The sequence below is a fragment of the Pseudomonas sp. Sample_16 genome (genome assembly GCF_004307665.1).
Lineage (GTDB): Bacteria > Pseudomonadota > Gammaproteobacteria > Pseudomonadales > Pseudomonadaceae > Aquipseudomonas.
The window spans coordinates 54,210-77,159 of record NZ_RCOB01000148.1 but is presented as its reverse complement, the minus strand read 5'-3'; the positions used below and the strand labels follow the sequence as shown (position 1 = coordinate 77,159).

Genomic DNA, 22,950 nt, shown 5'->3' with positions numbered 1-22,950 from the left:
AAAGCTTCGTGCTTGTAGCTTGAAGCTTGTGACTTGTAGCTGCCCGGAGGGCTCCCTATGAGCTATGTGATCGACCGACGTCTCAATGGCAAAAACAAGAGCACGGTGAACCGCCAGCGGTTCCTGCGGCGTTACCGTGATCACATCAAAAAGGCTGTCGAAGAGGCGGTCAGCCGGCGCTCCATTACCGACATGGAGCACGGCGAACAAATCAGTATTCCCGGCCGCGACATCGACGAGCCGGTGCTTCACCATGGTCGCGGTGGCAAGCAGACTGTCGTGCACCCGGGCAACAAGGAATTCACCAGCGGTGAGCACATTGCCCGCCCGCCGGGAGGTGGCGGGGGCAGAGGACCTGGCAAGGCCGGCAACTCCGGCGAAGGGATGGATGAATTCGTCTTCCAGATTACCCAGGAAGAATTCCTCGAATTCATGTTCGAGGACCTGGAACTGCCGAACCTGGTCAAGCGCAACCTGACCGGTACCGACACCTTCAAGACCGTTCGTGCGGGGATCAGTAACGAAGGCAACCCCTCACGGATCAACATCATTCGTACCCTGCGCTCGGCGCATGCCCGGCGGATCGCCCTGTCCGGCAGCAGCCGCGCAAAACTGCGGGAAGCCAAGGAAGAACTCCTGCGATTGAAGCAGGAAGAACCAGACAACTTCGGCGATATTCAGGAACTCGAAGCGGAAATCGAAAAACTCAGCGCGCGCATTCATCGCGTGCCGTTCCTCGACACCTTTGACCTCAAATACAACCTGCTCATCAAACAACCCAATCCCAGTTCCAAGGCTGTGATGTTCTGCCTGATGGACGTTTCCGGCTCGATGACCCAGGCGACCAAAGACATCGCCAAGCGCTTCTTTATCCTGCTGTACCTGTTTCTCAAGCGTAACTACGACAAGATCGACGTCGTGTTCATCCGCCACCACACCAGTGCCCGCGAAGTGGATGAGGAAGAGTTCTTCTACTCCCGCGAAACCGGCGGCACCATCGTCTCCAGCGCCTTGAAACTGATGCAGGAGATCATGGCCGAGCGTTATCCGAGCAACGAATGGAACATCTACGCCGCCCAGGCTTCCGACGGTGACAACTGGAACGACGACTCGCCAATCTGCCGCGACATTCTGATCAACCAGATCATGCCGTTCGTGCAGTACTACACTTACGTTGAGATAACCCCACGCGAACACCAGGCCCTGTGGTTCGAATACGAGCGCATCGCCGAAGCCTTTTCCGACACTTTTGCCCAGCAACAACTGGTCTCGGCCGGGGATATCTATCCGGTCTTTCGTGAACTCTTCCAGCGCAGGTTAGTGACATGACCGCCAAAGAGCAGAAGCGCCAACCCATTTCCACCGGCTCTGAATGGACGTTCGAGCTGATCCAGGCCTACGACCGCGAAATCAGCCGTATTGCGGCGGGCTACGCCCTCGACACCTATCCTAACCAGATCGAAGTGATCACCGCCGAACAGATGATGGACGCCTACGCCTCCGTCGGCATGCCGCTGGGTTATCACCATTGGTCCTATGGCAAACATTTCCTGAGCACCGAAAAATCCTATACACGTGGCCAGATGGGGCTGGCCTACGAAATCGTGATCAACTCCGACCCGTGCATCGCCTACCTGATGGAAGAAAACACCATCTGCATGCAGGCGCTGGTTGTGGCGCATGCCTGTTATGGGCACAACAGTTTTTTCAAAGGCAATTACCTGTTCCGCACGTGGACCGACGCGAGCTCGATTATCGATTACCTGGTGTTCGCCAAGCAGTACATCATGCAGTGCGAAGAACGTCATGGTATCGACGCGGTGGAAGACCTCCTCGATTCCTGCCACGCCCTGATGAACTACGGTGTCGACCGCTACAAGCGGCCTTATCCGATTTCCGCCGAAGAAGAACGCCGTCGGCAAAAGGACCGCGAAGAGCATATGCAGAAACAGATCAATGATCTGTGGCGAACCATTCCCAAAGGCGCGGACAAATACAGCGACAAGGACAACGCACGTTTCCCCGCCGAGCCGCAGGAAAACATTCTGTACTTCATCGAAAAACATGCGCCGCTGCTGGAGCCATGGCAGCGGGAAATTGTGCGCATCGTGCGCAAGATTGCCCAGTATTTTTATCCACAGCGCCAAACCCAGGTCATGAACGAGGGCTGGGCCACGTTCTGGCACTACACCCTGATGAACGACCTGTACGACGAAGGCCTGGTGACCGACGGTTTCATGATGGAGTTCCTCACATCCCACACCAGCGTGGTTTTCCAGCCTGGCTTCGATAGCCCCTACTACAGCGGCATCAACCCCTACGCACTGGGCTTTGCCATGTACCGTGACATCCGTCGCATGTGTGAGGAGCCCACTGAGGAGGACTACCGCTGGTTCCCCGACATTGCAGGCACCGACTGGCTGGCCGCCATCAAGTTCGCCATGAGCAGTTTCAAGGACGAGAGTTTCATTCTGCAGTATCTGTCACCCAAGGTGATTCGCGACTTGAAGCTGTTCAGCATTCTCGATGATGACCAGAAGGACGACCTGCTGGTTCCGGCGATTCACGACGAGGGCGGCTATCGCACCATTCGTGAAACCCTCGCCGCCCAGTACAACCTGGGGAATCGCGAGCCCAACGTGCAGATCTACAGCATCGACCGCCGCGGCGACCGCTCGCTGACCCTGCGCCACCAGCAACACGACCGCAAACCGTTGGGAGAGTCCACCGAGGAAGTGCTCAAGCACCTGCACCGGCTCTGGGGCTTCGACATTCACCTGGAAACCCTGCAAGGGGATCAGGTGATGAAAACTCACCATGTTCCCCCCAAAGGTGAACACAGTGAAGGCGATTACGGGCGGCTGGACCTGGCTGTCATTCACCTTTGATTCTGTTTGTGCCTCCGAAAGCCCGACGCAACGGTTATCCTGTCGAGCTAACGGAGGTTTTTTATGCGGATCTATAAAGTCGGCGGCGCGGTGCGCGATCGCCTGCTGGGCATTCCTGTCACTGACATCGACCGTGTGGTGGTCGGCGCCACTACCGAAGAGATGCTCGCCAAGGGCTTTCGCCCCGTCGGTGCGGATTTCCCGGTGTTCCTACATCCAAAAACCGGTGAGGAATACGCCCTCGCCCGCACTGAACGCAAAAGTGGCCGCGGTTACGGCGGGTTCACGTTCCACGCCAGCCCTGAAGTAACCCTTGAAGAAGATTTGATCCGCCGCGACCTGACGATCAATGCCATCGCCGAGGACGACCAGCAAAACCTGACCGACCCCTACCACGGTCAGCGTGACCTCGAAGCGCGCATTCTTCGCCATGTATCTCCCGCATTCGCCGAAGATCCGCTCAGGGTTCTGCGCGTTGCCCGCTTTGCTGCGCGTTATGCCGGGCTCGGATTCACCGTTGCCGCCGAGACACTGGAGCTCATGCGCCAGCTCAGCGAGTCAGGTGAACTGCAAGCACTGACGGCGGAGCGCAGCTGGAAAGAAATTTCCCGCGCGCTGATGGAAGATCGACCTCAGGTATTTATCGAAGTGTTGCGAGCCTGCGGCGCGCTCAAGGTGCTGATGCCGGAAATAGACGCCCTGTTCGGCGTACCGCAACCCGAGGCCCACCACCCGGAAATCGATACCGGTGTGCACACTCTGAGCGTGCTGGAACAGGCGGCGCAGCACCAACAACCACTCACCGTACGCTGGGCCTGCCTGCTGCATGACTTGGGCAAAGGCCTGACGCCGGAAGAACAATGGCCACGACACATTGCCCATGAGTTCAAGGGATTGAAGCTGATCAAAGCGGTCAATGAACGTTTCAAGGCACCGAGGGATTGTCAGGAACTGGCGCTGCTGGTGGGCGAGTATCACACCCACGGTCATCGCGCCCTTGAGCTGAAGCCATCGACATTGCTGGAGTTGCTCCAAAGCTTCGACGTTTACCGTCGGCCACAGCGGTTCGAGGAATTCATCGCGGCGTGCGAGATGGACGCCCGAGGGCGCAAAGGCTTGGAGCAGAGAAGTTATCCACAGACGGATTATCTGCGCGGTGCCGCGCAAGCGGCTCGTAGCGTTGCAGTTCAGCCATTGCTGGAGAAGGGATTCAAGGGGCCGGAATTGGGTGAGGCGATCAAGCGCGAGCGGTTGAAGGCACTGAAGGCCTACAAAGAGGCGACGTCCGCCTGAACAGCTTCGCGGGCAAGCCTCGCTCCTTCAGAGGCAGCGCAGATCCTGTAGGAATAAAGCTTGCCCGCGATGACGCCAACAGGATCACAGCAAATCTGCGGGCGTCAGTTGCTCACCACGCCACTCAAACGCAACCGGCGCCAACACCTGATCAATCTGAGCTTCACTCCACAAGATCGCAAAGCTTTTGCCTACGCCCGGATGCACGCGATCCGGCGCAATCAACGACAACGGCCACAGCACAAAGGCATTTTTCAGGATTTCTGCCCGCGGCAAGACCAAGCCATCGAAATTACCCACCAGATCACCGAACAACAAAACATCGATATCCAGCGGCAAACCTCGGCGTTCAGGTGCATAACGACCATTATCCGCCTCAATAAACTTCAAGCGGCGATCCAGTTCCATCAGGGGAAGGTCGGTATACGCCGAGACCACGAAATTGAAGAATGGCCCGCTCTTGATGCCGACGGGCTGGCTTTCGAAAACCGGCGAGCAATGGATATCCACCAGAAAACCCGCCAAAGCTTCCAGGCCGGCCTGCAAATGGGCTTCGCGCTCGGTGTTGCTACCGAGCCCGAGATACACCTGGGTTAGCGACATCCGCGCTCGATCTCCACACCCACGCCACCGGTAGCGGCAGGAACGGCACCTGGCTTGGTCAACTTGAGACGCATCCAGGTAATCTTGAATTCGCTCATGAGCACTTCAACCAAACGTTCGGCGAATGTTTCAACCAGCTGGAACTGTGCCTGCTCGGCAAAGGCCTGGATGCGCGACGAAACGCTCGCGTAATCGAGCGCCAGGGTCAGGTCATCGCCGGCCGCGGCAGGGCGATTGTCCCAGGCAAAGCTCAAATCCAGACGCAAGCATTGCCGGATGCCTCGCTCCCAGTCGTAGGCACCAATCACGGTATCGACTTCCAGGCCCTCGATAAACACTCTGTCCAAGCACTTTTCTCCGCTACACGACAAGGGCGCAATGCGCCGTTAGAATCAGGGCGTCCTCGCCCGGAATAGTTAGCATGTTTTGGTTACTGGCGATCCTCGCCTACCTGCTCGGCTCTCTGTCCTTCGCCATTTTGCTCAGCCGACTGACCGGTAACCCCGATCCGCGAATGAGTGGCTCCGGCAATGCCGGTGCTACCAACATGTTGCGCCTGGCGGGCAAAAAACTCGCCATCCTGACCTTGCTCGGCGATCTCTTCAAAGGCCTGCTGCCCGTACTGATCGCCGCTGCTGCGGGCCTTTCCCTGCAGGATCAGGCCTGGATCGGCGTCTGCGCCGTCATCGGTCACCTGTTCCCGCTGTACTTCCGCTTTCGCGGTGGCAAGGGCGTCGCCACCGCTGCCGGAATGTTGCTGGGCTTGTATCCACCGGCCGCGTTGCTGGCGGTCTGCGCCTGGCTGCTGACGTTCTACCTGACCCGAACCAGCTCGCTGGCCGCCCTGATCGCTACACCACTGACCCTGCCGCTACTGGCCTGGCAGGAACCGGCAGCACTGCTGCCCATGAGCGCCCTCACGGGCCTGATCGTCTGGCGCCATCGCGGCAATCTACGCGACCTGTTTGCAGGGCGCGAACGGCATTTTTAGAGGCCGGACTCAAGCGCCGCTCATCACAGTGCCGACAACTGCTCCATCGGCCAGCGCGCCTGCACGCTGATCGCCAGGCTTTCCTGCTGGCCTGCCTGCAAGCGCTGGCAACCGGCAAACGCGATCATTGCGCCATTGTCGGTGCAGAACTCCGGACGGGCATAAAAAACATCGCCCTTCATGTCCCCGAGCATTTTTTCCAAAGAAGAGCGTAGTGCCTTGTTGGCACTGACGCCCCCTGCGATCACTAGGCGCTTCATGCCTGCCGCTTTCAACGCACGCTTGCACTTGATGGTCAAAGTCTCCACCACGGCCTGCTGGAACGCCAGCGCGATGTCGCAACGGGCTTGCTCGCCGTCGTCCCCGGCGCTCACGCACTGTTGCCAGGTATTCAATGCAAAGGTTTTCAAACCGCTGAAGCTAAAGTCGAGGCCCGGACGGTCGCACATCGGACGCGGGAAAACGAAACGTCCTGCAACGCCCTGCTCTGCCAAACGAGCAATCTCCGGCCCGCCTGGATAATTCAGGCCCATCATCTTCGCTGTTTTGTCGAAGGCTTCACCTGCAGCATCGTCCAGCGTCTCGCCCAACAGAGAGTACTGACCGATTCCGTCTACCTGCACCAGCTGTGTATGCCCACCGGACACCAACAAAGCGACGAACGGAAATTGCGGCGGTTGCGGCTCCAGCATCGGTGCCAGCAAGTGGCCTTCCATGTGGTGCACGCCGAGGGCCGGAATACCCCAGGCAAAGGCCAGCGCCTGGGCGCAGGAAGCACCTACCAGCAACGCGCCCACCAAGCCAGGACCCGCGGTATAAGCGATTGCGTCGATCTCGGTCGGCACGCAGTCGGCTTCTGCCAACACCTGACGGATCAAGGGCAGCATGCGTTTGACGTGATCGCGCGAGGCCAGCTCCGGCACCACGCCACCATAGGCGCGGTGCAGGTCGATCTGACTGAACAGCGCGTCGGCCAGCAGGCCGCGCTCGCTGTCATACAATGCGACACCGGTTTCGTCGCAAGAGGTTTCTAATCCCAGTACTAGCATGGGTTTGCGCCTTGTTTAGGCTGAATTCGAAGGCGCGCATAATAGTCGCCGCGTGATGCCCCGACCAGCGGTTTTCGATCAGAGGCTTTGCATTCCGAGCGATGAGGGGTTAACATCCGCAACCCTTAAAAACCGACGTCTTCAAGTGCTCTTTTGCCGCGAGGATGTTGACCCCGGTAATGAATGAAGGTAGCTCTGGATGCCAGCCGTCAAAGTAAAAGAGAACGAACCCTTCGACGTAGCTCTGCGTCGTTTCAAGCGCTCCTGCGAAAAAGCCGGTGTACTGGCTGAAGTTCGTAGCCGCGAATTTTACGAGAAGCCAACTTCTGAGCGTAAGCGCAAGGCAGCAGCCGCTGTTAAGCGTCACGCCAAGAAAGTTCAGCGCGAACAGCGCCGCGCCGTTCGTCTGTACTAATACACAGACGATCGTAGCAAGCTTCTGCCAAGCCCGGCCCTCAGCCGGGCTAATGGCATTTGCGTAAAACGCTTGATGCTTCACCGTCGAAGCCGCAGATGCGACCAAGACAAATCTGCTTCATCACGTCAGACCTGGCTCTTTTGCCAGCGGTGCACGTCTTTTCTGACGAGCCTTTCAAGGCTACTGACGAGCACACCCACTGATTCCTCTCACGACGATCAGCCCAAGGCATCACCCGCATGCCAAATGATGAGCTATCCGAGACCTGTTACGGGTCGCAGCCGGATTCAGCGCAACACTTTCAGATAGTCGAATACTGATGAGTATTAACGTCAGTGGATTTTCGGCAGATACACTTCCCGATAGCGATTACGCAGACGACACTGGTCGAGCCGCATACCCTGCGCGCCTCACACAATGACCCGCGTTTGGCCGCCCTTCGTTTCGGGCACCCTTGAGCGCAGATGACGAGAACGCCATGGCCGGGCTGATTCCCCAGAGCTTCATTGACGACCTTCTGAACCGCACCGACATCGTCGATGTGGTCAGCTCGCGCCTGCAACTGAAAAAAGCCGGCAAGAACCACACGGCCTGCTGCCCGTTCCACAAAGAAAAAACGCCTTCGTTCAGCGTCAGCCCTGACAAGCAGTTCTATTACTGCTTCGGTTGCGGCGCTGGCGGCAATGCCCTTGGTTTCATCATGGACCACGACAACCTGGATTTCGTCCAGGCTGTCGAAGAACTGGCCAAAGCCGCGGGCATGGAAATCCCTCGCGAAGAAAGCGGCCGCCCGCACAAGCCTCGGCAGCCGACCGATTCGCCGCTGTATGCGCTGCTCAGCGCCGCCGCCGATTTTTATCGTCAGGCCCTCAAAAGCCATCCTGCGCGCAAAGCTGCCGTGGACTATTTGAAAGGCCGCGGCCTGACCGGCGAAATTGCCCGCGATTTCGGTCTCGGCTTCGCTCCGCCGGGCTGGGACAATCTGTTCAAACACTTGAGCAGCGACACCCTGCAGCAAAAAGCCATGATCGATGCAGGCCTGCTGATCGAAAATGCCGAAACCGGCAAGCGCTACGATCGTTTCCGCGACCGGGTAATGTTCCCGATCCGCGACAGCCGCGGGCGCATCATTGCCTTTGGTGGCCGGGTCCTGGGCGATGACAAGCCGAAATACCTGAACTCCCCGGAAACACCGGTATTCCATAAAGGCCAGGAACTTTACGGCCTGTATGAGGCGCGCAAAAACAATCGCAACCTCGACGAAATCATTGTTGTCGAGGGGTACATGGACGTTATTGCCCTGGCCCAGCAAGGCCTGCGCAATGCCGTCGCAACGCTGGGTACCGCCACCAGCGAAGAACACTTGAAGCGACTGTTTCGTGTGGTGCCCAACGTACTGTTTTGCTTCGATGGTGACCAGGCTGGTCGCAATGCCGCCTGGCGCGCGCTGGAAGCCACCTTGCCAAGCCTTCAGGATGGCCGCCGCGCCCGCTTCCTGTTCCTGCCCGAAGGGGAAGATCCGGACACGCTGATCCGCTCCGAAGGCACCGATGCCTTCCGCGCGCGAATCAATCAGCACGCGCAGCCGCTGGCCGACTACTTCTTCCAGCAACTGACCGAAGAATCAGACCCGCGCTCGCTGGAAGGCAAGGCCCACATGGCCACCCTCGCGGCACCGCTGATCGACAAAGTGCCTGGCGCCAACCTGCGCATCCTGATGCGTCAGCGCCTCAGCGAAATCACCGGCCTGAGCGGCGAAGCGGTGAGCCAGCTGGCGCAAAGCGCCCCACCGGAAGCGCCGCCGGCCTACGACCCCGGCTTCGATTACGACGCGATGCCCGATTTCAGCGACTATCATCAGCCGCAATCGCAAGAAATGTATGTGCCGCAACAGGAATGGACGCCGAAGAAACCCGGTGCGGGCGGCAAGAAATGGGACAAAAAACCGTGGGACAAGAATGGCAAACGCGGCGGGGATCGCGACCAACCTCCACGTAAACCGATTGCTGTCGAAGCCCCTACGCTGATTGCGCTGCGCACGCTGATTCATCATCCGCAGTTGGCTGGCAAGGTCGAAACCGCCAACCATTTCGCCAATGAGCGCAACACCTATGCACAATTGCTGGTAGCCCTCATCGAGGCAGTGCAGAAAAATCCTAAGCTAAACTCAATTCAGCTGATGGCCCGATGGCACGGCACGGAACAGGGCCGCTTGCTCAAGGCCCTGGCAGAAAAGGAATGGCTGATTCAAGGCGACAACCTTGAACAACAGTTTTTAGACACCATTACTAGGTTATCAGCGGGTCAGCACACCGATAGCCTGGAAGAACTCATCAGGAAAGCGAAGCAGCCAGGATTGACTGCCGAGGAAGCAAATCAGATCGCAAATCAGATGCGCGACCTATTAAAACGCAATATGGCAGTACCAAACCCGACCTCAACTGGCGCGTGAGGTCATAGCTCAGGTATAATCCTCGGCTTGTTTTTTGCCCGCCAAGACCTTCAGTGGATAGGGTGTTATGTCCGGAAAAGCGCAACAGCAGTCTCGTATCAAAGAGTTGATCACCCTTGGTCGTGAGCAGGGCTACCTGACTTACGCGGAGGTCAACGACCACCTGCCGGAGGATATTTCAGATCCGGAACAGGTGGAAGACATCATCCGCATGATCAATGACATGGGGATCAACGTATTCGAGGTTGCGCCAGATAAGGATTCCCTTATGCTGGCCGACGCCGATACCGACGAAGCCGCGGCCGAAGAGGCAGCTGCTGCGTTGGCAGCGGTCGAGACCGACATTGGTCGCACTACCGACCCGGTGCGCATGTACATGCGCGAAATGGGTACGGTAGAGCTCCTCACGCGTGAAGGCGAAATTGAAATCGCCAAGCGTATTGAAGAGGGCATCCGTGAAGTGATGAGCGCAATCGCGCACTTCCCTGGCACGGTTGACCATATCCTCTCCGAGTACACCCGCGTCACCTCCGAAGGTGGTCGCCTGTCCGACGTCCTGAGCGGTTACATCGACCCGGACGACGGCATTGCGCCGCCTGCCGCCGAAGTGCCACCGCCGATCGATCCGAAAGCCGTGAAAGCGGACGACGATACCGACGACGATGACGCCGAAGCTTCGGATGACGAAGAAGAAGCCGAAAGCGGTCCGGATCCGGTCATCGCTGCACAGCGCTTTGGCGCTGTCGCCGATCAGATGGAAATCACCCGCAAGGCGCTGAAAAAGCATGGTCGCAACAACAAGGCAGCGATTGCCGAGCTGTTGGCCCTGGCCGAGCTGTTCATGCCGATCAAACTGGTGCCGAAGCAATTCGAAGGCCTGGTCGAGCGTGTTCGCAGTGCCCTGGATCGTCTGCGTCAGCAAGAGCGTGCAATCATGCAGCTCTGCGTTCGTGATGCGCGCATGCCCCGTGCCGATTTCCTGCGCCAGTTCCCGGGCAACGAAGTCGACGAAAGCTGGACCGATGCACTGGCCAAAGGCAAAAGCAAATACGCTGAAGCCATCGGCCGCCTGCAACCGGACATCGTTCGTTGCCAGCAGAAACTGACTGCGCTGGAGACCGAAACCGGTCTGACCATCGCAGAGATCAAGGACATCAACCGTCGCATGTCGATCGGCGAGGCCAAGGCCCGTCGCGCGAAGAAAGAGATGGTTGAAGCGAACTTGCGTCTGGTGATCTCGATCGCCAAGAAGTACACCAACCGTGGCCTGCAATTCCTCGACCTGATCCAGGAAGGCAACATTGGCTTGATGAAAGCGGTAGACAAGTTCGAATACCGCCGCGGCTACAAATTCTCGACTTATGCCACCTGGTGGATCCGTCAGGCGATCACTCGCTCGATCGCCGACCAGGCCCGCACCATCCGTATTCCGGTGCACATGATCGAGACGATCAACAAGCTCAACCGTATTTCCCGGCAGATGTTGCAGGAAATGGGTCGCGAACCGACCCCGGAAGAGCTGGGCGAACGCATGGAAATGCCTGAGGACAAGATCCGCAAGGTATTGAAGATCGCTAAAGAGCCGATCTCCATGGAAACCCCGATCGGTGATGACGAAGACTCCCATCTGGGTGACTTCATCGAAGACTCGACCATGCAGTCGCCAATCGATGTGGCTACCGTTGAGAGCCTTAAAGAAGCGACTCGCGAAGTGCTGTCCGGCCTCACTGCCCGTGAAGCCAAGGTACTGCGCATGCGCTTCGGTATCGACATGAATACCGACCACACCCTCGAGGAGGTTGGTAAGCAGTTCGACGTGACCCGTGAACGGATTCGTCAGATCGAAGCCAAGGCGCTGCGCAAGCTGCGCCACCCGACGAGAAGCGAGCATCTGCGCTCCTTCCTCGACGAGTGATCAAAAAACCCCCGGCCCAGGCCGGGGGTTTTGTTTTATGCAGATAAAATCCCCGCGCTGCACCCCTCCCGCCGATTTGCCCGTCTACACTCGAAACATTCCCCGAGCCATAACGAGACCGTTATGCCCAGACTGCCGACCGTGCTTTTTTTGCTGTCGCTGATGACCTGGACCGCAACGGCTGGCGCGCTGACTCTTACCGACGAAGAACGTAGCTGGCTTGCGGACCACCCGGACTTGCGCCTGGGTGTCGATGCGTCCTGGCCCCCCTTTGAGTTTCGCGACGATGAAGGGCGTTACCAGGGCCTTGCGGCAGACTATATCAACGTGATTCGCCAGCGATTGGCCGTCAAACTGACGCCTATCGAACCGGCCAGCTGGAGCGTTGTGCTGGAACAGGCCAAGCAAGGCAAGCTCGATCTGTTGCCGGGCATCATGTCGACGCCCGAACGCCAGGCTTTCCTGTCGTTTACCCGCCCTTACCTGGATTTTCCGATTGTTATCCTCGCCCACGTCGGCGGTGCTCAACCACGCAAGATCGAAGACCTGTACGGTCTGAAAATCGCCGTGGTGGAAAACTATGCACCCCACGAACTGCTGCGCACTCACCATCCCGACCTGAACCTGGTAGCCATGCCCAACGTCAGCTCGGCCTTGCAGGCACTGGCTACCGATGAGGTGGACGCCGTGGTGGGCGATCTCGCCTCCAGTGTCTGGAGCCTGCGCCAGCTGAAGCTCGACGGGCTCTACGTCAGCGGCGAAACCCCTTATCGCTATCAACTGGCCATGGGCGTACCTCGAGACAACAAGATGCTGGTCGGCATTCTCGACAAAGTCCTGGCCGACATGACCCCCGCCGAAATCAGTGCCATCCAGGAGCAATGGGTCGGCAACGTTCTCGACCACCGCACGTTCTGGTCCGACCTGCTGGTCTATGGGTTGCCGGGGTTGCTGCTGCTGTTTATCGTGCTGGTGGCGGTGATCCGGGTCAATCGGCGACTGAGCTCGGAAATCGCTCGACGGGTCGATCTGGAACAGGAACTGCGTAGCAGCGAGTATCACTACCGCGGCCTGGTGGAAAGCCTGTCGGCCATCGCCTGGGAAGCGCGGATCAGTGACTTCACCTACAGCTATGTGTCGCCCCACGCCGAGGATCTGCTGGGTTATCCCCTGTCCCATTGGCTGATCCCGGGCTTCTGGCGCAACATCATTCACCCCGCGGACCTCATCCGAGCACAAAGCTTTTGCGATCACGAAGTGTTGGCCGGGCGCGACCACAGCCTCGATTACCGAGTGATCACGGCCGATGGCCGCTGCTTGTGGGTGCGTGACATCGTCAGCTTGATCGAACACGGTCATGAACCGGTCATGCGTGGGCTGATGATCGACATCAGCGAGGCCAAACGTACCGAAGAGGCACTGCGGCTGTCGGAGCAAAAGTTTGCCTCGGTGTTCCAGCAATGCCCGGACATATTGGTGATCGCGCGGCTTTCCGATGGCTGCCTGCTGGAGGTCAACGAAGCCTTCGAAGAGCAGATCGGCTTGCGTGCCGAAGACGTCATCGGCCAGACCGCCACCAATCTCAACATCTGGGGCATTCCCGGCGTGGGTCCGGGTTTGCTGCAGCGCTTGCAGGCTGGCAGCATCCGCAACCTGGAAATGCCCTTTCGCCGCAGCAATGGCCAGGTGTTTACCGGCCTGATCTCCGCCGAACCGTTCGACCTCGATACAACCCCGGCGCTGGTGGTGGTCGTGCGCGACATCACCCAACTCAAAGAAACCCAACAGCAACTGCAAACCTCGGAAGAAAAATTCGCCAAGGCTTTCCACGCCTCTCCGGACGGCCTGTTGTTGTCCCGTCAGAGCGACGGTCTGCTGCTTGAGGTCAATGAAGGGTTCAGCAGAATTACCGGGTTCAACAGCGCGATGTCTGTGGATCGTTCGGCGCTGGACCTGGGGATCTGGGTCAACCTCAACGAACGCAAACAGATGCTCGACTTGCTGCACCGCGACGGTTTCGTCCGCGACTTCAGTTGCCATATCCGCCGCAGCGACGGGCAGATTCGCCTTTGTGAAGTCTCCAGCCGTCCGCTGCCAATCGGTGACGAAGACTGCATGCTGACCATCGCCCGCGACATCACCGAACGCCACTTGATGCAGGAAAAACTGCAACAGGCCGCGACCGTATTCGAGAGCACCGCCGAGGGCGTGTTGATCACTGACACCCAACAGCATATCAGCGCGGTCAACCGGGCATTTACCGAGATCACCGGCTACAGCGAAAGCGAAGCGCTGGGCCATACCCCGCGCTTGCTTGCCTCAGGCTTGCATGACAGTGCGTTCTACGCCGCGATGTGGCACCAATTGACGGCCGAGGGGCACTGGCAAGGGGAGATTTCCAATCGGCGCAAAAATGGCGAGCTCTACCCGAGCTGGCTGACCATCAGCGCCGTGCGCAACCGCGACAAATTCATCACCCACTTTGTGGCGGTGTTCGCCGACATCTCCAGCCTTAAACACGCCCAGGCCAAGCTTGACTACCAGGCCCACCACGACCCTTTGACCGGCCTGCCCAACCGGACGTTGTTCGAAAGCCGCTTGCTGACCGCCCTCAACACCCAGAAGGAAAACGGTGGCCAGGGCGCAGTGCTGTTTCTCGACCTCGACCGCTTCAAACACATCAACGACAGCCTTGGCCACCCGGTCGGCGACCTGCTGCTCAAGGGCATTGCGGTTCGCCTCAAGGAGCAGTTACGGGATATCGACACCGTGGCACGCCTGGGCGGCGACGAGTTCATCATCCTCCTGCCCGGGCTGCAGCAACCCAGCGATGCCGACAACATAGCCACCAAGCTGCTCAATTGCTTTACCGCGCCATTCCAGGCGGGCGAGCATGAGTTCTTCATCAGCTCCAGCATCGGCACCAGCCTTTATCCACAGGACGGCTGCGACGTGGCCACGCTCATCAAGAACGCCGACGCGGCGATGTACCGCTCCAAGGCAAAGGGGCGTAACCGGGTCGAAAGCTATACCCGCGACCTCACCGCCCAGGCCAGCGAGCGCGTCGCCCTCGAACATGAACTGCGCCGTGCCATCGAACGCAACGAACTGCACCTGTATTACCAGCCGAAAATCAGCCTCGACGACTATCGCCTGGTAGGTGCCGAAGCATTGATCCGCTGGCACCATCCAACTTTTGGCGACGTGCCGCCAGAGCACTTCATCGCTCTGGCAGAAGAAAACGGCATGATCCTGCAGATCGGCGATTGGGTGCTGGAAACCGCCTGCCGCCAAATGCATGAATGGAATAAATCCTACGAAGGTCTTGGCCCGCTGTCGGTCAACCTCGCCGGCGCGCAACTGCGCCAACCGAACCTGCTGGGGCGTATCGAACAACTGCTCAAGGACTACCGCCTAAAACCTGATCTGCTGCAATTGGAGATCACCGAAAACTTCATCATGAGCCAGGCGGAAGAAGCGCTGGCGGTGCTGCATCAACTCAAGCACTTGGGTGTGCAACTGGCGATCGACGACTTCGGCACTGGCTATTCGTCACTGAGCTACCTCAAACGCCTGCCACTGGACATCCTCAAGATCGATCAATCATTCGTCCGCGGCCTGCCGGACGACCCCCACGATGCGGCGATCGTTCGCGCCATCATCGCACTCGGACGCAGCATGCAATTCACCGTGATTGCCGAAGGTGTCGAGACCCAATCGCAACAACAATTCCTCGCCGCCGAAGGCTGCGAACAAATCCAGGGCTACATCGTCAGCCTGCCCCTACCCCCCGACGAATTCGCCGCGACGTTTCTTCGTACAACCGTATTGGATTTTTCGGATAGCACAGCCGCGAAACCGTCGCTATAATCCGCGACCTACTGAGGGCCTATAGCTCAGTTGGTTAGAGCAGAGGACTCATAATCCTTTGGTCCACGGTTCAAGTCCGTGTGGGCCCACCAAACAAGAAAGCCGCGCAGTGCGCGGCTTTTTCGTGTCTGGCGCAAAAGCGTCGTCGATGCTGATCGATGGCATGGAACTGACGCGCTTGATGGCCGAGAACAATTTGGGCTGCTGCGTGAAGCAGTCTACGAGATCAAACACATCGACTCGGATGACTTCACCGAAGACTGATGTTTAATTGCGTTTACTTAAGCTGTCGAAATATCGGATGACGCCTTAGGACCTTGTAGGCAAACTCCGAATCTTGCTGTTGGGCACTTTGCCGCCTTGTTGCGCTTTTGTTTGACGGGATAGTCTCCGGTGTCGCTGAGCATTCAGCGATCGGGCTTGGAAACCCGTCGAAATTGAAAGCAGCAGTTTGCCTATCTCAACCACGAGTTATGGCAGCTGTGCGCGGGACGTCTTCGGGCGTGCCGGTTTCCTAATTTCCCGGTTTTCCAACCTGCGCACAGCTGCCACCCATTCGCTTGGAAACGAATGCGGCAGCCCTTCAAATTAGGAGCTTCACCATGACTAAAACAAATACATCTGCGATTTCAGAACTAAAAACCGTCGGCTTCACCCCCTTCATGTATCTCTCGGATCAACCCCTGTTCCACGTCTGCCGCGACGTCCCCATCGCCGACGCCCTGGCCCAAGCCTCCGACCTGCTGTTCCTCGCCAAGTCCCTGACCATCGATGCCGCCTACGCCCAAGACTCCGACCGCCACGCGTGGGCTGCGCATTACCTGACGACGATGAGCAAAGCGGTGATTGATGATGTGGTGAAGGTGCTAACGCGGCGGCCTGCTCAAACCCGAAAGGAAGCAGCCCCCTCGAAAAAAAAATAATCACGGCAGAGTTGAAAGCTCCCAAAAAGGGACCGATCGTTCCCTTTTTGGGACTGAAAGAGCCAGGTTTTTCAGTCCAAACACATCACGAAGGGATGGCCTGCACGGCTCGCAACCGTTCCAGCACCTGCCCCGTCCATACAACCTCATACGTGTCCGCAGCCCGCCCCCATTGCTCCACAAGCGCCATGCCGTCCACCAGTGCCACTGCCAATTCAGAAATCGTCCCGGCCTGATCTTCGATGATTGCTTGAGTCCGGCCCCACAGCCGATCAGTCATCGCTTTAAGCTGCGCCGTTATGCGCTCGCTCGACGCTGGATCGCTATCCTGGCAGGTGATGTTGCGAAGCAGGTGCTGCAGCTCCCTGATTTTTGCGTAATCCTGTTCTGCCCCCTGCTCGCCTTTGAGGATCGCGGTGGCTTTGGGCTTATCAACGTGTTTTGCGGCTGAAGGTTTTGAAGGGAGTGTCTGCGCCATGGCGCCAGCCAGGAGCACCATCATCCGGGCTTCCAGATACGCCTTCATGGCTTCCATCGACGAAATGGGGCGCACCAGGGTAATGGACGCCCCTCCGTGGTGCCGCAGATCCTTGGTCACCGTCAAGGTCACGCCGCCCGTGGCAAAGCCCAAGGCGCGGGCCACGACGTAGTGGCCCATTTCGTGGTGGGCGATCTGCAATGCACGGTCGCGCACGGCGGTAGGTAACTTTGTTGTCATGCCCTTCACCTCGCACCCTTGACTGCCTCAATCCTAGCCGATTTCCACACCCTCTCTTTCGCCCAACAAAAAGCCGCGCAATGGCGCGGCTTTTTGACCCAAGCTTCAGCCCTTATTTGGGCAAAGCGTAGGCAATCACATAATCCCCACGATCCGGCGACTGACGCGCACCGCCCACGGTCAGCAGGATGTACTGCTTGCCCGTCTTCGGTGAAACGTAAGTCATTGGCCCGGACTGGCTGCCTACCGGCAAGCGCGACTTCCAGATTTCGTTGCCGTTGCCGGTGTCGAAGGCGCGCAGGTAGAAGTCCTGGGTGCCGGCGAAGAACAGCAGACCGGATTGGGTAGCGAGTGACGCGCCGAGGGTGGGCATGCCGATCGGGATCGGCAGGTGCATACGGATGCCCAGTGGGCCGGTGTCCTGCACGGTGCCGACCGGAACTTGCCACATCAACTTGTGAGTCTTGAGGTCGATGGCCGACATGGTGCCGAATGGTGGCTTCTGGCACGGAATGCCGACCGCGGAGAGGAAGCGCTCGCGCATCGCGCCGAACGGTGTGCCTTCCTGAGGGACAACGCCCATTTCAATGCCGCTGGCTCCGGCTTTGATCTTGTCGCGCGGGATCATGTAGTTGGCCAGGCCCAGGCGCATGTCGTTGACGAACATGTAGTTCGTGTTCGGATCAACCGAGACGCTGCCCCAGTTCATGCCGCCCAGCGAGCCCGGGAATTGCAGCGCGCGATCCATGCCTGGCGGGGTGTAGACGCCTTCGTGGCGCATGCCCTTGAACTGGATGCGGCACATCAACTGGTCAAACGGTGTGGCACCCCACATGTCTGACTCGGTCAGGGTCTTGTTGCCGATTGACGGCATGTCGACGGAGAACGGCTGCGTCGGCGAATAGCGTTCGCCGGGCACATGGCCTTGCGGCACCGGACGCTCTTCAACGCGGGCAATCGGTACGCCGGTTTCACGGTTGAGCAGGAAGATCTCACCCTGCTTGGTGACTTGCGCCAGGGCTGGCTGAGTCCCGCCCTTGTCGTCCGGCACGTCATACAGCAGCGGTTGCGCCGGCAGGTCAAAGTCCCACAGATCGTTGTGGGTGGTCTGGAAGTGCCAGCGCACCTGACCGGTTTTCACATCGATGGCGACGACAGACGAGTTCCACTTGTTGTCCATCTCGGTGCGTTGACCGCCGAAGAAGTCCGGGGTGGCGTTGCCGGTTGGCAGGTACACCAGACCGAGCTTGGCATCGTAGGACATCGCCGACCAAACGTTCGGCGTACCGCGGGTGTAGGTCTCGCCGGCAGGTGGACGTTTGGTGGTGTTCGGGTTGCCCGGATCCCAGGCCCAGACCAGTTCACCGCTGCGCACGTCGTAGGCTCGCACCACGCCCGGCGGCTCGCCGGTGGAGTAGTTGTCAGCCACGCGGCCACCGACGATCACCACGTCTCCGGCGACCAATGGAGTAGAGGTCTGCTGGTAGTAACCGGGCTTCACCTCACCCATGTCGGTGGTCAGGTCGACGGTGCCCTTGTTACCGAATTCTTCGCAAGGCTTGCCGGTTTCAGCATTGATTGCGATCAGACGTGCATCGCCGGTCGGCAGAAACAGACGTTTCGTACAGGCGGCCGGCTGACTGTCCGATGACACCGGGGTTTCGGAATAACCCAGGCCACGGCAGCGCTGCCAGTTGGGCGCGGTGCCTTGTGGGTCGAACTTCCAACGCTGGGCACCCGTGTCGGCATCCAGGGCGAAGACTTTGCCGTAGGCGGTGCAGGTATAGACCGTGTCACCGATTTGCAGCGGGGTATTCTGGTCTTCAGCGCCAGCGCCGGTGCTTTGCGGGATGTCGCCGGTACGGAAGGTCCAGGCGACCTGCAATTTGTCGATATTGCCTTTGTTGATCTGGTCCAGCGCGGCAAAGCGATTGCCGGCGGTGGTGTTGCCCCAATGCGCCCAGTCTTTCTGCTCGGTGCCCGGGGTGACCGGCGTTACCGGAGGGACGGTGTCGTTCTTCACCACGTGGGTCGGGACGAACATGTAGGCCATCGTCGCAACGACGCCAATGCCCAGAATACCGGCCAACCCGTAGGCGCCACGCCCGCCGTTCGCGCCCGAAGCGCGGACCAGGGTTGGATAGATCAACGCCACGACCAGGCCGATGACGGCAAACGTCAGCACGCGTGAGACCAGCGGCCAGTATTCAAGGCCAGCATCCCAGACGGCCCAGATCGCGGTGAGGATCAGCGCCACGCCATACAACCACGCACCCAGCGGCTTGCGACGGGCAATCATCAGTCCGGACACCAGCATCGCCAGGCCCATCAGCAGGAAATACCAGCTACCCCCAAGCGCGATCAGGTACCCGCCACCACCGATCAGGCCAAGCCCGATCAGTGCAATCAACACACCCAACCCCGCCAGCAACCACTTGCTGCCAGCGGCAACCCCAGAATTTTTCATGTCGAGATTTTTCCCCATTTGTGACAAGGGGCGGAATAATGTACTACCTGGTTACTTATGGCAATTTGTCGCAGGCAGAAATGTCCTGAACGGTACTAAGGCTAGCCCAAGGAACCGTCGCGAGCGTCGTGCAGAAACTGCCTGTAACATGCTTGCGCATTGATCGACGCCCTGGAGACTCCCTTTGCCTGACACTCGCCCACCCGTTCTCGATGAAATCGACCGCCAGTTGATCGCGGCCCTGCAGATCAACGCCCGTGAGAGCGTCGCCATGCTGGCCCGGCAACTGGGCATCGCCCGCACCACGGTCACATCACGCCTGGCACGATTGGAAAAGGCCAAAGTCATCACCGGTTATGGCGTACGTCTCGGGCAACGGGTAGTGGATGGCGGGTTGCAGGCGTATGTCGGGATTACCGTACAGCCACGCTCCGGCAAGGAAGTGTTGCGGCGTCTGAGCGCGATGGCGCAGGTGCAGCAGTTGTGTGCGGTAAGTGGCGAATTTGATTATGTGGCGTGGTTGCGCACTGATTCGCCGGAACAGCTGGATCAGTTGCTGGACCAGATTGGCAGTGTGGATGGTGTGGAGAAAACCACGACGTCGATCATCTTGAGTAGCAAGATTGATCGGGGGCAGCCGGTTTGAGTTTTTGCCGATAATTTTTGGTGCCAGAACTGGCCTCTTCGCGGGCAAGCCCGCTCCCACAGTAGTCAGTGTGTATTGATAGTTCGTCATATTGATCAAACCGATAGCAAAATGACGACACTTTGCGTCTTATTAACGTGTTCTGTGCTCTCTAGAATGGCTGGCATCTTTTCCTATACTCAGACGCGCATCCCGCGTCGGGTCGCCAGCAAGGTCAGCCATGAACAAGAACAATCGCCATCCTGCAGACGGTAAAAAACCAGTCACTATTTTCGGCCCGGACTTTCCTTTCGCCTTCGACGACTGGATCGAACATCCGGCGGGTCTTGGCAGCATTCCCGAGCACAATCACGGTGCCGAAGTGGCGATCGTCGGCGCTGGGATCGCAGGGCTGGTGGCAGCGTACGAATTGATGAAGCTGGGCCTCAAGCCCGTGGTCTATGAGGCCTCGAAGCTGGGGGGGCGCCTGCGCTCCCAGGCGTTCAATGGCACTGACGGCATCGTCGCCGAGTTGGGCGGCATGCGCTTTCCGGTGTCGTCCACCGCGTTCTATCACTATGTCGACAAGCTGAATCTCGAAACCAAGCCCTTCCCCAACCCACTGACACCGGCCTCAGGCAGCACTGTCATCGATCTGGAAGGCAAGACCCATTACGCACAAAAATTGGCGGATCTTCCTGCGCTTTTCCAGGAAGTCGCCGACGCCTGGGCCGATGCCCTGGAAGCGGGCTCGCAGTTCTCTGATATCCAGCAAGCCATCCGCGACCGCGATGTGCCGCGCCTCAAAGAGCTGTGGAACACCCTCGTACCGCTGTGGGACGACCGCACCTTCTACGATTTCGTTGCCACCTCCAAGGCGTTCGCCAAGCTGTCATTCCATCACCGTGAAGTGTTTGGCCAGGTCGGCTTCGGTACCGGTGGCTGGGACTCGGACTTCCCGAACTCGATGTTGGAAATCTTCCGCGTGGTGATGACCAACTGCGACGATCACCAACACCTGGTGGTCGGTGGCGTAGAACAAGTACCGCAGGGCATCTGGCGCCACGTCCCTGAGCGCTGCGTGCACTGGCCGCAAGGCACCAGCCTCAAGTCATTGCACAGCGGTGCACCACGTTCCGGGGTGAAGAAAATCGCCCACGCGCCGGGGGGCAGATTTGCGGTCACCGACAACAATGGCGACACCCGCGAATACGCCGCGGTGCTGACCACGTGCCAGAGCTGGCTGCTGACCACCCAGATCGAATGCGACGAAACCCTGTTCTCGCAAAAGATGTGGATGGCCCTGGACCGCACCCGCTACATGCAATCGTCGAAGACCTTCGTGATGGTCGACCGCCCCTTCTGGAAGGACAAGGATCCGGAGACCGGCCGCGACCTGATGAGCATGACCCTCACCGATCGCCTGACCCGCGGCACTTACCTGTTCGATAACGGCGACGACAAGCCGGGGGTGATTTGCCTGTCGTACTCGTGGATGAGCGACGCGCTGAAAATGCTGCCGCATCCTGTGGAAAAACGCGTGAAGCTGGCGCTGGATGCGCTGAAGAAGATCTACCCGAAAGTCGACATCGCTGCGCGCATCATCGGCGACCCGATCACCGTGTCGTGGGAAGCCGACCCGCACTTCCTCGGTGCCTTCAAAGGCGCACTGCCCGGCCACTACCGCTACAATCAGCGCATGTACGCGCACTTCATGCAGGACGACATGCCGGCCGAGCAGCGCGGGATTTTCATCGCCGGTGACGACGTTTCGTGGACGCCGGCCTGGGTCGAAGGCGCGGTGCAGACCTCGCTCAACGCAGTGTGGGGCATCATGAAACACTTCGGCGGTGCAACTCACGCCGAGAATCCGGGTCCAGGAGATGTGTTCAACGAGATCGGACCGATCGCCCTGCCCGAGTAAGAGGAATCCGAAATGCGCGTAGCCCTTTACCAATGTCCACCGTTGCCGCTGGATGTCGCCGGCAACCTGCAACGCCTGCATCAACTGGCGCTGGAGGCGAAAGGCGCCGATTTGCTGGTGCTGCCGGAGATGTTCCTGACCGGCTACAACATCGGCATCGATGCCGTCAGCGTGCTGGCGGAAGTGCACAACGGTGAGTCGGCGCAACAGGTCGCGCGCATTGCCCGAACGGCAGGGATCGCCATTTTGTATGGCTATCCCGAACGCTCCGAGGACGGGCAGATCTACAATGCCGTGCAACTGATCGACGCCAGCGGCGAGCGTGTCTGCAATTACCGCAAAACGCATCTGTTCGGCGATCTCGACCATTCGATGTTCAGCGCCGGAGCCAACGATTTCCCTGTGGTTGAACTCAACGGCTGGAAACTTGGTTTGCTGATCTGCTACGACCTGGAGTTCCCGGAAAACGCACGGCGCCTGGCGCTCCAGGGTGCCGAGCTGATTCTGGTGCCAACGGCGAATATGATTCCCTTTGATTTCGTCGCCGATGTCACGGTCCGTTCCCGCGCTTTCGAAAACCAGTGCTATGTGGCCTACGCCAATTACTGCGGGCACGAAGGCGATATCCATTACTGCGGCCAGAGCAGCATTGCCGCGCCTGATGGCAGCCGTATCGCCCAAGCGGGTCTTGATGAAGCGTTGATCGTTGGTGAACTGGATCGTCAGCTGATGATCGACTCGCGTTCCGCCAACCGCTATTTGCTCGACCGTCGCCCCGAGCTTTACGGCGATCTGAACAAGCGCTGACGAATCC

Annotated in this window: 17 protein-coding genes and 1 tRNA gene; 13 read left to right on the top strand and 5 right to left on the bottom strand. The window is 58.9% G+C overall.

Going from position 1 to position 22,950, the window contains the following annotated elements; all coding sequences use genetic code 11:
- Positions 1 to 57: 57 nt before the first annotated feature.
- The 3 genes from D8U69_RS20085 to D8U69_RS20075 all read left to right on the top strand — a co-directional run bounded on the left by D8U69_RS20085 (position 58) and on the right by D8U69_RS20075 (position 4,181).
- The gene (locus D8U69_RS20085) at positions 58 to 1,329 is read left to right on the top strand and encodes a YeaH/YhbH family protein (RefSeq protein WP_056853542.1); all 1,272 of its coding nucleotides are present in this window, start codon (positions 58 to 60) and stop codon (positions 1,327 to 1,329) included.
- Positions 1,326 to 2,888: a SpoVR family protein gene (locus tag D8U69_RS20080; RefSeq protein ID WP_056853543.1), complete on the top strand. Its 1,563-nt coding sequence runs from the start codon at positions 1,326 to 1,328 to the stop codon at positions 2,886 to 2,888. Before D8U69_RS20085 ends, D8U69_RS20080 begins: the two co-directional genes overlap by 4 nt.
- Positions 2,889 to 2,951: 63 nt before the next feature.
- On the top strand, positions 2,952 to 4,181 hold the full coding sequence (locus D8U69_RS20075) for a multifunctional CCA addition/repair protein (RefSeq protein ID WP_130907979.1): 1,230 nt from the start codon (positions 2,952 to 2,954) through the stop codon (positions 4,179 to 4,181).
- 84 nt (positions 4,182 to 4,265) lie between these two features.
- Here the strand turns inward: D8U69_RS20075 and folK are convergent, their stop codons facing one another.
- Both folK and folB read right to left on the bottom strand, forming a co-directional pair.
- Positions 4,266 to 4,784: a 2-amino-4-hydroxy-6-hydroxymethyldihydropteridine diphosphokinase gene (gene folK / locus D8U69_RS20070; RefSeq protein WP_130907978.1), complete on the bottom strand. Its 519-nt coding sequence runs from the start codon at positions 4,782 to 4,784 to the stop codon at positions 4,266 to 4,268.
- Positions 4,775 to 5,131, bottom strand: coding sequence for a dihydroneopterin aldolase (gene folB, locus D8U69_RS20065; protein ID WP_008051601.1), 357 nt, complete (start codon positions 5,129 to 5,131; stop codon positions 4,775 to 4,777). The genes folK and folB overlap by 10 nt, the downstream gene beginning before the upstream one ends.
- Before the next feature lie 74 nt (positions 5,132 to 5,205).
- On the opposite strand from folB, the gene plsY reads away from it, so the two are divergent.
- Positions 5,206 to 5,775, top strand: a complete 570-nt coding sequence (plsY, locus tag D8U69_RS20060; protein WP_056853546.1) for a glycerol-3-phosphate 1-O-acyltransferase PlsY — start codon at positions 5,206 to 5,208, stop codon at positions 5,773 to 5,775.
- Positions 5,776 to 5,798: 23 nt separating this feature from the next.
- Here plsY and tsaD read toward each other — a convergent pair whose 3' ends face one another.
- Positions 5,799 to 6,824, bottom strand: a complete 1,026-nt coding sequence (gene tsaD / locus D8U69_RS20055; protein ID WP_056853547.1) for a tRNA (adenosine(37)-N6)-threonylcarbamoyltransferase complex transferase subunit TsaD — start codon at positions 6,822 to 6,824, stop codon at positions 5,799 to 5,801.
- 199 nt (positions 6,825 to 7,023) lie between these two features.
- Here tsaD and rpsU point away from each other — a divergent pair, with 199 nt between their 5' ends.
- From rpsU to D8U69_RS20025, 6 genes are all read left to right on the top strand, one after another.
- Positions 7,024 to 7,239 carry a 30S ribosomal protein S21 gene (gene rpsU / locus D8U69_RS20050; protein ID WP_002551877.1) on the top strand — a complete coding sequence of 72 codons (216 nt, stop codon included), beginning with the start codon at positions 7,024 to 7,026 and terminating at the stop codon, positions 7,237 to 7,239.
- 481 nt (positions 7,240 to 7,720) lie between these two features.
- The gene (gene dnaG / locus D8U69_RS20045) at positions 7,721 to 9,694 is read left to right on the top strand and encodes a DNA primase (protein WP_056853548.1); all 1,974 of its coding nucleotides are present in this window, start codon (positions 7,721 to 7,723) and stop codon (positions 9,692 to 9,694) included.
- Positions 9,695 to 9,761: 67 nt separating this feature from the next.
- Positions 9,762 to 11,609 (top strand): RNA polymerase sigma factor RpoD, encoded by a 1,848-nt coding sequence (gene rpoD, locus D8U69_RS20040; protein WP_056853549.1) that lies wholly within the window; start codon positions 9,762 to 9,764, stop codon positions 11,607 to 11,609.
- A 123-nt stretch (positions 11,610 to 11,732) separates the two neighbouring features.
- Positions 11,733 to 15,479 (top strand): EAL domain-containing protein, encoded by a 3,747-nt coding sequence (locus tag D8U69_RS20035; RefSeq protein WP_130907977.1) that lies wholly within the window; start codon positions 11,733 to 11,735, stop codon positions 15,477 to 15,479.
- Between the two features lie 15 nt (positions 15,480 to 15,494).
- Positions 15,495 to 15,571: transfer RNA gene (locus D8U69_RS20030), tRNA-Ile, on the top strand.
- 510 nt (positions 15,572 to 16,081) lie between these two features.
- A complete protein-coding gene (locus D8U69_RS20025) occupies positions 16,082 to 16,402 on the top strand; it encodes a DUF3077 domain-containing protein (protein ID WP_130907976.1) in 321 nt (106 codons plus the stop codon).
- 85 nt (positions 16,403 to 16,487) lie between these two features.
- Here D8U69_RS20025 and D8U69_RS20020 read toward each other — a convergent pair whose 3' ends face one another.
- Together D8U69_RS20020 and D8U69_RS20015 are read right to left on the bottom strand one after the other, a co-directional pair.
- The gene (locus tag D8U69_RS20020; RefSeq protein ID WP_130907975.1) at positions 16,488 to 17,120 is read right to left on the bottom strand and encodes a peptidase M41; all 633 of its coding nucleotides are present in this window, start codon (positions 17,118 to 17,120) and stop codon (positions 16,488 to 16,490) included.
- 112 nt (positions 17,121 to 17,232) lie between these two features.
- On the bottom strand, positions 17,233 to 19,587 hold the full coding sequence (locus tag D8U69_RS20015; protein WP_130907974.1) for a glucose/quinate/shikimate family membrane-bound PQQ-dependent dehydrogenase: 2,355 nt from the start codon (positions 19,585 to 19,587) through the stop codon (positions 17,233 to 17,235).
- Positions 19,588 to 19,771: 184 nt separating this feature from the next.
- Here D8U69_RS20015 and D8U69_RS20010 point away from each other — a divergent pair, with 184 nt between their 5' ends.
- The 3 genes from D8U69_RS20010 (at position 19,772) to D8U69_RS20000 (ending at position 22,943) form a co-directional block, all read left to right on the top strand.
- The gene (locus tag D8U69_RS20010; RefSeq protein WP_007980298.1) at positions 19,772 to 20,233 is read left to right on the top strand and encodes an Lrp/AsnC family transcriptional regulator; all 462 of its coding nucleotides are present in this window, start codon (positions 19,772 to 19,774) and stop codon (positions 20,231 to 20,233) included.
- Positions 20,234 to 20,453: 220 nt separating this feature from the next.
- On the top strand, positions 20,454 to 22,136 hold the full coding sequence (locus D8U69_RS20005) for an NAD(P)/FAD-dependent oxidoreductase (protein WP_130907973.1): 1,683 nt from the start codon (positions 20,454 to 20,456) through the stop codon (positions 22,134 to 22,136).
- A gap of 12 nt (positions 22,137 to 22,148) precedes the next feature.
- A complete protein-coding gene (locus D8U69_RS20000) occupies positions 22,149 to 22,943 on the top strand; it encodes a carbon-nitrogen hydrolase family protein (RefSeq protein ID WP_056853555.1) in 795 nt (264 codons plus the stop codon).
- Positions 22,944 to 22,950 lie beyond the last annotated feature (7 nt).